Annotated in this window: 11 protein-coding genes; 10 read left to right on the forward strand and 1 reads right to left on the reverse strand. The window is 70.0% G+C overall.

The window, feature by feature from the left end:
* Window positions 1-20: 20 nt before the first annotated feature.
* The gene (locus E1267_RS27660) at window positions 21-2,159 is read right to left on the reverse strand and encodes an elongation factor G-like protein EF-G2 (RefSeq protein WP_132336498.1); all 2,139 of its coding nucleotides are present in this window, start codon (window positions 2,157-2,159) and stop codon (window positions 21-23) included.
* A 143-nt stretch (window positions 2,160-2,302) separates the two neighbouring features.
* On the opposite strand from E1267_RS27660, the gene pgsA reads away from it, so the two are divergent.
* The 10 genes from pgsA to E1267_RS27710 all read left to right on the forward strand — a co-directional run.
* The gene (pgsA, locus tag E1267_RS27665) at window positions 2,303-2,926 is read left to right on the forward strand and encodes a phosphatidylinositol phosphate synthase (protein WP_132336500.1); all 624 of its coding nucleotides are present in this window, start codon (window positions 2,303-2,305) and stop codon (window positions 2,924-2,926) included.
* Window positions 2,923-3,831, forward strand: a complete 909-nt coding sequence (locus E1267_RS27670; protein ID WP_132336502.1) for a phosphatidylinositol mannoside acyltransferase — start codon at window positions 2,923-2,925, stop codon at window positions 3,829-3,831. Before pgsA ends, E1267_RS27670 begins: the two co-directional genes overlap by 4 nt.
* On the forward strand, window positions 3,828-4,958 hold the full coding sequence (locus tag E1267_RS27675; protein ID WP_132336504.1) for a glycosyltransferase family 4 protein: 1,131 nt from the start codon (window positions 3,828-3,830) through the stop codon (window positions 4,956-4,958). The genes E1267_RS27670 and E1267_RS27675 overlap by 4 nt, the downstream gene beginning before the upstream one ends.
* Window positions 4,959-4,966: 8 nt before the next feature.
* Window positions 4,967-5,497: a hypothetical protein gene (locus E1267_RS27680; RefSeq protein WP_171055522.1), complete on the forward strand. Its 531-nt coding sequence runs from the start codon at window positions 4,967-4,969 to the stop codon at window positions 5,495-5,497.
* Between the two features lie 63 nt (window positions 5,498-5,560).
* Window positions 5,561-6,577, forward strand: a complete 1,017-nt coding sequence (locus E1267_RS27685) for a DUF3048 domain-containing protein (RefSeq protein ID WP_132336508.1) — start codon at window positions 5,561-5,563, stop codon at window positions 6,575-6,577.
* A gap of 110 nt (window positions 6,578-6,687) precedes the next feature.
* A complete protein-coding gene (gene pdxS / locus E1267_RS27690; protein WP_181957849.1) occupies window positions 6,688-7,608 on the forward strand; it encodes a pyridoxal 5'-phosphate synthase lyase subunit PdxS in 921 nt (306 codons plus the stop codon).
* 134 nt (window positions 7,609-7,742) lie between these two features.
* The gene (locus E1267_RS27695) at window positions 7,743-9,422 is read left to right on the forward strand and encodes an alkaline phosphatase D family protein (protein ID WP_132336512.1); all 1,680 of its coding nucleotides are present in this window, start codon (window positions 7,743-7,745) and stop codon (window positions 9,420-9,422) included.
* Between the two features lie 75 nt (window positions 9,423-9,497).
* Window positions 9,498-10,112 (forward strand): pyridoxal 5'-phosphate synthase glutaminase subunit PdxT, encoded by a 615-nt coding sequence (gene pdxT, locus E1267_RS27700; protein ID WP_132336514.1) that lies wholly within the window; start codon window positions 9,498-9,500, stop codon window positions 10,110-10,112.
* A 3-nt stretch (window positions 10,113-10,115) separates the two neighbouring features.
* Window positions 10,116-10,865 carry a YebC/PmpR family DNA-binding transcriptional regulator gene (locus E1267_RS27705; protein WP_132336516.1) on the forward strand — a complete coding sequence of 250 codons (750 nt, stop codon included), beginning with the start codon at window positions 10,116-10,118 and terminating at the stop codon, window positions 10,863-10,865.
* A gap of 194 nt (window positions 10,866-11,059) precedes the next feature.
* Window positions 11,060-11,934, forward strand: an 875-nt coding sequence (locus tag E1267_RS27710) for a sugar ABC transporter permease (RefSeq protein WP_132336518.1), incomplete at its 3' end; no start/stop codon positions are given.

Consider the following 11,934-nt stretch of genomic DNA (forward strand, 5'->3'; position numbering starts at 1 on the left):
TCCGGCCGGCCCTCGGACCCTCAATCGGTTGCCGCCACCTTGCTCGCGAGGTTGGACGGCAGCGGCTCATAGCGCAGGAACGTGCGCTGGAAGGTGCCGGTGCCGTGTGACATGGATCTCAGGTCGATGGCGTACCGCGTTATCTCCAGCTCCGGCACCTCCGCCTTCACCAGCGTGCGGCCGGTGCCCACGGGCTCGGTGCCGAGCACCCGCCCGCGCCGCGACGACAGGTCGGACATCACCGAGCCCACGTAGTCGTCGGCCACCAGCACCGAGATCTCGTCCACCGGCTCGAGCAGCAGTGTCGGAACCTTCGACGCGGCCTCCTTGAGCGCGAGCTGGCCCGCGATCTGGAAGGCCATGTCGGAGGAGTCGACGGAGTGGGCCTTGCCGTCGTACAGGGTGACCCGTACGTCGACCATCGGGTAGCCGGCGACGACGCCCCGCTCCATCTGGGCCCGCACGCCCTTCTCCACCGACGGGATGAACTGGCGCGGCACCACGCCGCCCACGACCTTGTCGACGAACTCGAAGCCGCCTCCCGACGGCAGCGGCTCGACCTCCAGGTGGCAGATGGCGTACTGGCCGTGGCCGCCGGTCTGCTTGACGTTGCGGCCCATGGCCTGGCACTTGCCGCCGAACGTCTCGCGCAGCGGCACCCGCAGGTCCACCCGCTCCACCTCGACGCCGTGCCGCTTGGCCAGGCGGTCGAGGAGCACGTCGGTGTGTGCCTCGCCCATGCACCACAGGACGAGCTGCCTGGTCTCGGCGTTGTTCTCCAGACGCAGTGTCGGGTCCTCGGCCACCAGTCTGCCGAGGGCCTGCGACAGTTTGTCCTCGTCGGCCTTGGACCTGGCCCTGATGGCGACGGGCAGCAGCGGGTCGGGCATCTGCCAGGCCGTCATCAGCAGCGGGCGGTCGACGTCCGAGAGCGTGTCGCCGGTCTCGGCGCGCGACAGCTTGGCCACGGCCACGATGTCGCCGGCCACGCCCTTCGCCGCGCTGCGCTGCTGCTTGCCCAGCGGGCAGGTCAGGGTGCCGATGCGCTCGTCGACGTCGTGGTCCTCGTGACCGCGCTCGGCCAGGCCGTGCCCGGACACGTGGACGGTCATGTCGGGGCGCAGCGTGCCGGAGAAGACGCGTACGAGGCTGATGCGGCCCACGTACGGGTCGCTGGTGGTCTTGACGACCTCGGCCACGAGCGGGCCGTCCGGGTCGCACGTGATGTCCTTGACCGGCCTGCCGGACAGATCGGTGATCTCCGGCATGGGATGTTCGAGAGGGGACGGGAAGCCCTGCGTGATGAGCTCGAGCACCTCTGTCGCGCCGACGCCGATCCCGCTGCAGAGCACCGGGTAGAAGCTGCCGCGCGCGACCGCCTTCTCCAGGTCCTCGATGAGGACCTTGGTCTCGATGGGCTCGCCTTCGAGATAGCGTTCCATGAGCGATTCGTCTTCGCTCTCCTGGATGATCCCCTCGATGAGGACGCCGCGGTGGTCCTCGATCTGGGCCGCGTACTCGGCGCCAGGGTCCTTCTCCGTGCGCGTGCCGGTGGCGTAGTTGTAGAACTTCTGCGACAGCAGACCGATCAGGCCGTTGACGTGGCCGTTGGTGATCACCGGCAGATAGAGCGGCGCGACGCCGTCGCCGAACATGTCCTGGCAGGCGGTGAGCACTTCGTCGAAGTCGGCCCGCTGGTGGTCGATCTTGGTGATGACGACCGCGCGCGGCATGCCGACCTGGGAGCACTCCTCCCAGAGCATCTGGGTGAGGCCGTCGATCCCCTCGGCGGCCGACACCACGAACAGCGCGGCGTCGGCGGCGCGCAGCCCCGCGCGCAGGTCGCCCACGAAGTCGGCGTACCCGGGCGTGTCCAAAAGATTGATCTTGATTCCGTTGAACATGAGCGGTGCCGACGCGAGGTTGACCGAGCGCTGCTGCCGGACCTCGACCTCGTCGAAGTCGCTGACCGTGTTGCCGTCCTCCACCCTGCCAGGGCGCTGGACGGTGCCCGTGGCGGCCAGCAGCTGCTCGACGAGGGTTGTCTTACCCGCTCCGGAGTGGCCGACAAGCACGACATTGCGTATCGCATCCGCCCTGTCGGCCGCGGGTGCCCTGCCCGCGGCTCCTACGGCGCCGCCTGAGTGTCTTTCCGCCACATCGCCTCCCGCGTCGTCGGATGTTCCCAACGCCGCGCCCGCGCGGAAGGTGACAGAAACCGCATGGACGCGGTGTGTTCACCAAATACCCCTGTGGCGGATATCACAAGAGGGCCGGGGCAAAGAAAGTTGTCAGGTCCGTGATGGCCTACGATCGGACGGCGATGCTCAAACTCCTGCGCCCGGCCATGACCCGGATACTCACCCCGCTGGGCAGGGCTCTCGCCGGCCGCGGGATCGGCCCCGACGCCGTCACGGCGATCGGCACCCTCGGCACCGTCGTGTCCGCCCTGCTCCTGTTCCCCTTGGGGCACCTGACCGCGGGCGCCCTGGTCATCACCGTCTTCGTGCTGTTCGACCTCCTCGACGGCGTGGTGGCCAGGCTCGGGGGCAAGGGGGGCAGCACCTGGGGCGCGTTCCTCGACTCGACGCTCGACCGGGTGGCCGACGCTTCGATCTTCGCCGGCCTGATCTTGTATTTCGTCGCCGGAGGCGACACGCTGATGGCCGCGGTGACGTTGGTCTGCCTCGTCGCGGGCGCCATGGTGTCCTATGCCAAGGCCAGGGCGGAAGGGCTCGGGCTCACGGCCGACGTGGGGCTGGCCGAGCGTCCTGAGCGGCTGGTCGTGGCGCTGGTCGCGGCCTTCCTCGCGGGCCTCGGCGTGCCGTACGTCCTGGCCGCGGGCATGTGGCTGCTCGCCGTGGCCAGCCTGATCACCGTGGCGCAGCGAGTGGTGGCGGTCTACCATCAGGCGAGGGAGACATGAGCGAGAAGGCGTCCGTCAGCGATCGCGTCGTGGCCGCGGGCTTCGCGGCCGGCTGGAAGCTCGTTCCGCTGCTGCCCCATGGCCCTACGGCGGCGGTCTTCCGCTTCTTGGCCGACCGGGTCTGGCGCAGGGCCGGCAAGTCCGTACGCCGGCTGGAGTCCAACCTGGCCAGGGTCACCGGCCTCGAGGCGGGCAGCCGCGAGCTGAACGAGCTCACCAGGGCCGGCATGCGCTCCTACTTCCGCTACTTCCACGAGATCTTCCGGCTGCCGTCCATGCGCACCGAGGAGGTCGTGCGCCGCACCCACGTCATCGGCGCCGAGCACGTGCACGACACCGTGGCGGCCGGCCGCGGCGTGGTGCTGGCTCTGCCTCACATGGGCAACTGGGACCAGGCGGGCGCGTGGCTGGTGGGCGTCGGGCATCCGTTCACCACCGTGGCCGAGCGGCTGAGACCGGAGTCGCTGTTCCGCCGCTACGTCGCCTTCCGCGAGGGGCTCGGCATGGAGGTGTTGCCGCTCACCGGAGGCGACGGGCACAACTTCGGCACCCTGGCCACGCGGCTGCGCAAGGGCGGCGTCGTGTGCCTGCCCGCCGAGCGCGACCTGACCAAGAGCGGCGTCGAGGTGCGCTTCTTCGGCTCGACCACCAAGGTGCCCGCGGGGCCGCCGCTGCTGGCCGTGCAGACCGGGGCCGCGCTGCTGCCCGCGACCGTCTACTTCGTGGGCGACGACTGGGGCATCCACATCCACGAGGAGATCCCGGTCCCGGAGGAGGGCACCCGGCAGGAGAAGGTCGCGGCGGTGGCGCAGCGGATGGCCGAGGTGTTCGAGAAGGGCATCGCCGAGCACCCGGAGGACTGGCACATGCTGCAGCGGCTCTGGCTGGAGGACCTGCGGCCATGAAGGTCGGCATCGTGTGCCCCTACTCGTGGGACATGCCGGGAGGGGTCAAACAGCACATCGACGACCTGGCGCAGGCGCTCATGGCGCAGGGCCACGAGGTGTCGGTGATCGCGCCGGCGGCCGACGACGACGAACTGCCCCCCTACGTGACGGGCGCGGGACGCGCCATCCCCGTGCCGTACAACGGGTCGGTGGCCAGGATGTCGTTCGGCTTCCTGTCGGCCGCGCGGGTGCGGCGGTGGGTGCGTACGGGCGAGTTCGAGGTGCTGCACATCCACGAGCCGCTGATCCCGAGCCTGGGCATCCTGGCCTGCTGGGCCGCCAAGGGGCCGATCGTGGCGACGTTCCACGCCTCCTGGGTGCGCTCACGGGCGATCGCGGTGGCCGAGCCGGTGCTGCAGAGCGCGCTGGAGAAGCTCAGCGGGCGCATCACGGTCTCCGACGCCGCCCGTAAGAGCCTGGTGGAGCAGTTCGGCGGCGACACCGTGCTGATCCCCAACGGCGTGACCGTCTCCCGCTACACCGACGCCGAGCCGCTCGACGGCTGGGGGCCCGACGGCGCCACGCTCGGCTTCCTCGGCCGGATGGACGAAGAGCGCAAGGGCCTGCCCATCCTGCTCGACGCGTTCACGACGCTGGCGGACGAGCGGCCGGACGTGAAGCTTCTCGTCGCCGGCCCCGGCGACGAGAAGGACGTCTACGAGCGGGTGCCCAAGCGTCTCCACGACCGGGTGACCGTGCTGGGCATGGTCAGCGAGGCGGACAAGATCCGCGCCTACCACTCGGTCGACGTGTTCTGCGCCCCCAACACGCGCGGCGAGAGCTTCGGCATCGTGCTGGCCGAGGCCATGGCGTCCGGCGCCACGGTGCTGGCCAGCGACATCCCCGCCTTCCGCAGGGTGCTCGGCGACGGCCAGGCGGGCGCGCTGTTCTCCAACGGCGACTCCGCCGCGCTGGCGCGCGAGGCGGGCGCGCTGCTCGACGCCCCGGAACGCCGGGCCAAGCTGGCGGCGGAGGCGCTGGTCGCGGTCAGGAAGTACGACTGGTCCACGGTCGCGCGCGACGTCGTGCGCGTCTACGAGACGGTCACCATGAGCGGCGCGGGACGCGTGGAGGAAGACCTGTGACATCCACCATGGTCGTGTTGAGCGCAGGCATCGTCGTGGTGCTCCTGGCCGTCTACGTCTCCTGGCGGGCCGGCCGGCTCGACCGCCTGCACATCCGGCTGGAGCTGGCCCAGGAGGCGCTGGACGCCGCGCTGATGCGGCGCAGGGCAGTGGTCCTGGAGCTGGCCGGATCGCGCCTGCTCGACCCGGCCACGTCCCTCGTGCTGGCCGCCGCCGCTCACGAGGCGAGGACGGCGGGCCCGGACGAGCGCGAGCACGCCGAGAGCGACCTGTCGCGGGCCCTGCGGGCAGCCGTGGACCAGGAGCGCTTCAGGGAGAAGCTCTCGGAGGCGCCAGGGGGGCATGACCTGCTGGAAGAGCTCGACGCCGCCGTGGCCAAGGTGGTCTACTCCCGCCGCTTCTACAACAACGCGGTCGCGGTCACGCGTACGGCGCAGCGCCGCTGGCTCGCCAGGACCCTCCGCCTGGCCGGCCACACCGAATACCCTCGATTCTTCGAGATTGATGACAATCCGCCCGCGACTATGGCAACTGAATGACCTGATTTGGGGAAACCAGTAAGCTTCATCCCGTTTCTGGGCTGAAGGCGAGGAGTGTTACTGGTGCGGCTATCCCGGACGATCACGATCTGGCTGGCCGGAGCGGCTGTGCTCCTGCCTGTCTCCGCCTGTTCCTCCGAGGAGCCGGCGCCGGGCAAGGTGCCGCAGGCAGCCGCCTCCGTCGCGCCGAGCGAGGAGCCCGCCGAGGTCAATGCCCATCCCTTCACCGGCAAGCCGTACGACGTCCTCAAGCCCGTGCTGGCGGTGAAGATCGAGAACACCGCGGCGGGCAAGCCGCAGCAGGGCCTGAAGAGCGCCGACATCGTCTACGTCGAGCAGGTCGAGGCCGGGCTGACCCGGATCATGGCGATCTTCTCCTCCAGGCTGCCGTCCAAGGTGGGGCCGGTGCGCAGCGCCCGCATCTCCGACCTGCACATCGCGCCGCAGTTCGGCAAGCCCGCCTTCTCCTACTCGGGTGCGCAGTCCAAGATGTTGCCGTTCATCGCCGAGGCGTCGTTGTTCGACGTCGGCGACTCGCGCAACCCCGGCGCGTACTTCCGCGAGCCGGGCCGCTTCGCCCCTTACAACCTGTTCGCCAACACCAAGCGGCTGCTGGCCGAGGCGCCCAAAGCGAGCAAGGCCAAGGACGTCGGCTTCACCTTCGGCGACGCGCCGGCGGAAGGCGGGGTCCCGCGCAAGTCGTACACGGTCAAGTGGCCCGCGGCCCGCTTCACCTTCGCCTGGTCGGAGGCGAGGAAGAAATGGATGATCTGGCAGGACGGCAAGAAGGACATGGCCGCGGAGGGCGGGCAGCTCGGCGCGCCGACGATCGTCGTCCAGTACACCAAGACCGAACGCTCGCAGTTCCATGACAGCAACGACAGCTACACGCCGCTCGTGCACACCACGGGCAAGGGCAAGGCGATCGTGCTGCGCGAAGGCAAGGCGTACAAGGCGAACTGGGAGCGGGAATCGGAGAAGGACGGCACGACGTTCACCACGGAGAGCGGCGAGCCGATGAACTTCGCGCCCGGCCAGGTCTGGGTCGCCCTCGCCAGCCGCAAGCCCGTCATCCCATAGTCCTGCTTGTATAAGTAAGGCGGTAAATCCTGACATCTTGGCATGTCGGGGGAGGGGTCCGTCAGGACCTACGATGGGCTTGAGAACATACCGATTCGCCGTGAGAGCCCGTGAGGAAGACCGTGTCCAGCAGCACGCCAGAAAGCAGCCCCGTCACCGGAACGGCCCGCGTCAAGCGAGGCATGGCCGAGATGCTCAAGGGCGGTGTCATCATGGACGTCGTCACGCCCGAGCAGGCCAAGATCGCTGAGGATGCCGGGGCGGTCGCCGTCATGGCCCTCGAGCGTGTGCCCGCCGACATCCGCGCCCAGGGCGGCGTGTCCAGGATGAGCGACCCCGACATGATCGACGGCATCATCGAGGCCGTGTCGATTCCCGTCATGGCCAAGGCCCGCATCGGCCACTTCGTCGAGGCGAAGGTGCTGCAGGCGCTCGGCGTCGACTACGTCGACGAGTCGGAGGTGCTCACCCCGGCCGACTACGCCAACCACATCGACAAGTGGCAGTTCACCGTGCCGTTCGTGTGCGGGGCCACCAACCTGGGCGAGGCCCTGCGCCGCATCACCGAGGGCGCGGCCATGATCCGCTCCAAGGGCGAGGCGGGCACCGGCGACGTCTCCAACGCCGTCACCCACATGCGCACGATCCGCGCCGAGATCAAGCGCCTCACCTCGCTGCCCGAGGACGAACTGTATGTCGCCGCCAAGGAGCTGCAGGCGCCGTACGAGCTGGTCGCGGAGGTCGCGAAGCTCGGCAAGCTGCCGGTCGTGCTGTTCACCGCGGGCGGCATCGCCACCCCGGCCGACGCCGCGATGATGATGCAGCTGGGCGCCGAGGGCGTCTTCGTCGGCTCCGGCATCTTCAAGTCGGGCGACCCGGCCAAGCGCGCCGCGGCCATCGTCAAGGCCACGACCTTCTACGACGACCCCGACGTCATCGCCAAGGTCTCCCGCGGCCTGGGCGAGGCCATGGTCGGCATCAACGTCGACGACATCCCGCAGCCGCACCGGCTCGCCGAGCGCGGCTGGTAGTCCCGGCGAATATCGCCGAAAGAGGCGGCATCCGTGAAGGATGTCGCCTTTTTCTGTTCTGCTGTTCACCCTCTGGTCATGATCCTGAGTCAGGCTACGGGCGTCCCTCACCCTTGATCGTCCGGGAGCCTCACGTGTCCAAGCTGAACCGCCGGCACTTCCTCGTCACCGGTTTAGCGGCGGGCGCCGCCGCCGCGATCCCCGCGACCGGCGCGCACGCCGACCCAGACCCCGCCGCCGAATCCGCCCAGAGCCTCGCCTCGCGCGGGCTGCGCACCGACCCCTTCGTCCTCGGCGTCGCCTCGGGCGACCCCGACCACGAGGGCTTCGTCATCTGGACCAGGCTCGCCCAGCAGCCGATGGCCGAGGACGGGCTCGGCGGCATGCCGCAGCGGCCGTTCCCCGTGCTGTGGCAGGTGTACGCCGACGAACGCGCCCGCAAGGTCGTGCGCAGCGGCGTTACGGTGGCCGCGCCCGAATGGGGGCACAGCGTCCACGTGGAGCTGAAGGACCTGAGCTCCGACCGGGACTACTGGTACCGCTTCCGCGTCGGCCCGTACGTCTCGCCGCTCGGCCGCGCCCGCACCGCCCCGCATCCCCTGTCGTACGGCGGCGCCCTGGCCATGGCGTTCGTCTCCTGCTCGCAGTACGAGCACGGCTACTTCACGGCGTACCGCAGGCTGGCCGAGGAGCGCCCCGACGTGATCCTGCACCTGGGCGACTACCAGTACGAGTACACCAAGGACACCTACACCATCCCCGGCGGCAACGTCCGCGACCACGAGGGCCCCGAGACCGAGACCCTCGCCAACTACCGCCAGCGCCACGCCCAGTACAAGACCGACCCAGACCTGCAGGCCGCGCACGCGGCCGCGCCCTGGCTGGTGGTGTGGGACGACCACGAGCTGGACAACAACTGGGCCGACGAGGTGGCCGAGAAGCCCGAGATCCCCCAGCCGGGCTTCCTGAGCCGGCGCGAGGCCGCCTTCCGCGCCTACTACGAGAACATGCCGCTGCGCCGCACCTCCATCCCGCGCGGCATCGACATGCAGCTCTACCGCCGCATCCGGTGGGGTCGCATGGCCACCTTCCACATGCTCGACACCCGCCAGTACCGCGACGACCAGGGGTGCGGCGACGGCTACAAGGACTGCCCCGCCGCGGTCGACCCGGCCCGCTCCATCACGGGCGCCGAGCAGGAGGCGTGGCTGCTGGACGGTTTCCGGCACTCGCGGGCGCAGTGGGACATCCTCGGCCAGCAGGTGTTCTTCGCCCAGCGCGACAACAACGACGGCCCTGCCAAGATCACCAGCCAGGACGCATGGGACGGCTACGTCGCCTCCCGAAAGCGCATCACCCAGGGCTGGCTCGATGCCGAGGTGCGCAACCCCGTCGTGCTGACCGGCGACGTGCACGCCCACTGGGCCAGCGACCTCAAGCTCGACTACGACGACCCGACGGGACCGTCCGTCGGCTCCGAACTGGTGGCCACCTCGATCTCCACCGGCGGGGACGGCGCCGACTCCGACCCGGCGACGCACCCGTTCCTGAAGATCAACCCGCATCTGAAGTTCTACAACAACCAGCGCGGCTACGTGCTGACGAAGATCGAGCGCGAGCAGATGACGGCCGACTTCAAGGTGGTGCCGCAGGTGCAGACGCCCGGGGGCGAGGTGTACACGCGGGCCACGTTCGTGGTCGAGGACCGGGTGCCCGGTGTGCAGCAGACGTACCTGCGCCCGCTCGACCCGGCCGCGCGCAGCCGGCCGATGACCGTGGACGAGACCGTGCGCCTGGAGACCGAGCGCCCGTGACCCACGCGCCCGGCCGGGACCCTCGTCCCGGCCGGCGCGCCCCGCCAGGAAGATCCCGGCCCGTCGTGGTGTTGAATGAGCTGGACCCGCACCCGGACGGAAGGATCTGCTGTGCCCACGATCGGTGTACTCGCCCTCCAAGGCGACGTGCGCGAGCATGTGCGCATGCTCCAGGAGGCGGGCGCGCGGGCTACGGCCGTGCGCAGGCCCGCCGAGCTGGAGGCGGTCGACGGCCTGGTCATTCCCGGCGGCGAGTCGACGACGATGTGGAAGCTCGCCGAGACCTTCGACATGCTCGAGCCCATGCGCATGCGCATCAAGGAGGGCATGCCCGCCTACGGCTCCTGCGCCGGCATGATCATGCTGGCCGACCGGATCGAGGACGGCGTCCCCGGCCAGCAGACCGTCGGCGGCATCGACATGGTGGTCAGACGCAACGCGTTCGGCCGTCAGGTCGACTCCTTCGAGGAGGATCTCGACTTCGCGGGGCAGCGGGTGCACGCCGTCTTCATCCGCGCGCCATGGGTCGAAACCGTCGGCGCGGACGTCGATGTGCTGGGCAGGTGCGAGCCGGGGGATAGGATCGTCGCGGTCCGGCAAGGGCCGCTGCTCGCGACGTCGTTCCATCCCGAGCTGACCGGAGACGCTCGCGTGCACCGTTACTTCGTAGACATGCTGAGGGAGCTCTAGGTAATGTCCGGCCACTCCAAATGGGCGACGACGAAGCACAAGAAGGCCGCGCTCGACGCCAAGCGCGGCAAGCTGTTCGCGAAGCTCATCAAGAACATCGAGGTGGCGGCCCGGACAGGCGGCCCTGACCCGGATGCCAACCCCACCCTCTTCGACGCCATCTTCAAGGCGAAGAAGAACTCCGTGCCCAACGACAACATCGAGCGTGCCCGCAAGCGCGGCGGCGGCCTCGAGGCCGGTGGCGCCGACTGGCAGACCATCACCTACGAGGGCTACGCGCCCGGCGGCGTCGCGGTGCTCATCGAGTGCCTCACCGACAACCGCAACCGCGCCGCCTCCGAGGTGCGCGTGGCGCTGACCCGCAACGGCGGCTCCCTGGCCGACCCCGGCTCCGTGTCCTACATGTTCAACCGCAAAGGCGTCGTCATCGTGCCGAAGAACGGCCTCGACGAGGACACCGTGCTGATGGCCGTGCTCGACGCGGGCGCCGAGGAGGTCAACGACCTGGGCGACTCGTTCGAGGTGGTGTCCGAGGCGGGCGATCTGGTGCCGGTGCGCAAAGCCCTGCAGGACGCGGGCATCGACTACGACTCGGCGGAGTCGAGTTTCCTGCCCTCGATGAGCGTGCCGCTCGACGAGGAGGGTGCCAAGAAGGTCTTCCGCCTCATCGAGGCGCTGGAGGACAGCGACGACGTCCAGAACGTCTACGCCAACTTCGACGTCTCCGACGACGTGCTCGCGGCGCTCGACTGACGTCCCCTCGCACGTCCCTTCACGCGCAGGTGTGAGCGCACCCGGCGAAAGGCCATGCTGATCGGCCGGCCGCACTTCGGTGCCGCGTGGCGGACACGCGCCCATGGCCCCTGCCCGCCGCCATCGGGCGCAGGCTCCGGCGGTGCCTTCCCATCCGTGCGCGGACGACTCGGAGCGGCGTAGGGTCAGGCCACGTGACCTCCCCCACCCCTCCACAGACTTTCCCGCCGGCGCTCGGCTGGCTGCTGGCCGCGCCCGCGGTTCTCGGCGCCCTCATCACCCTGGTCCTGCCCACGGTCCAGACGGTCCTGGCGGGCCTCCGGCGCGGAGGCGTCCTGCGAGAGAGCGTCGACGTGGGCACGGCCAACCACGCCGAGCTGCTGGGCAACAGCGGCTTCTGGCGCGCGCTCGGCTTCACCCTCACGCTGACCCTGGCGCCGCTGCTGGTCGCCGTGGTGGTGGCGCCGCTGCTGGCCCTGGCGCTGGACCGCGCCGGCACCAGGCCCCGTCGGGCCGGGCGGATCGTGCTCTCTCTGGCCATCGTCACGTTCTCCCCGGTGGGGGTGGCGGTGGCCTGGACGCGCGGGCTGCGTACCGACACCTCCGGTGTGGTGAGCCTGGCCCAGGGGCTGACCGACGCGGCCACGGCACCCGGAACACTGCGTTTGATCGTCGCGGCCGCCACGTTCGGGGTGGTCTGCGCGCTCGCGGTGACGGCGTTCCTGCCCGCCCTGCGCGCTCCCGCCGGCGGGAGCGTCATGCCCGGGATGCTCGCCGTGGGGGCGCTCGTCGCGATCGCCACCGTGGCCATGGGTCTCCAGACGTTCGCGTACGGCATGGTGCTCACCGGCGGAGGCCCTGAGCGGTCCACAGAGACGCTCGCGAGCCTCCAGTACCACTACGCCTTCAGATTGGCCGAGGCAGGCGCTGGAGCGGCCGTCGCGACCGTCACAGGGGTGATCCTCGGCGTGCTCGGCATCGTCGCCACCGTCATCGCCGTGGCGTGCCGCTTACGCATCACGCTCCTCCCGAGGACCGCAGCGGGCCCCCGCCACACCGCCACCCAACC

Origin of the sequence: Nonomuraea longispora (assembly GCF_004348345.1) — a bacterium.
Taxonomy (GTDB): domain Bacteria; phylum Actinomycetota; class Actinomycetes; order Streptosporangiales; family Streptosporangiaceae; genus Nonomuraea; species Nonomuraea longispora.

Coding starts and splice junctions, on each gene's coding strand:
- pgsA (WP_132336500.1), top strand. CDS start 2,303: ATGGCCTACGATCGGACGGCGATGCTCAAACTCCTGCGCCCGGCCATG.
- pdxT (WP_132336514.1), top strand. CDS start 9,498: ATGAGCTGGACCCGCACCCGGACGGAAGGATCTGCTGTGCCCACGATC.
- E1267_RS27705 (WP_132336516.1), top strand. CDS start 10,116: ATGTCCGGCCACTCCAAATGGGCGACGACGAAGCACAAGAAGGCCGCG.
- E1267_RS27675 (WP_132336504.1), top strand. CDS start 3,828: ATGAAGGTCGGCATCGTGTGCCCCTACTCGTGGGACATGCCGGGAGGG.
- E1267_RS27680 (WP_171055522.1), top strand. CDS start 4,967: ATGGTCGTGTTGAGCGCAGGCATCGTCGTGGTGCTCCTGGCCGTCTAC.
- E1267_RS27670 (WP_132336502.1), top strand. CDS start 2,923: ATGAGCGAGAAGGCGTCCGTCAGCGATCGCGTCGTGGCCGCGGGCTTC.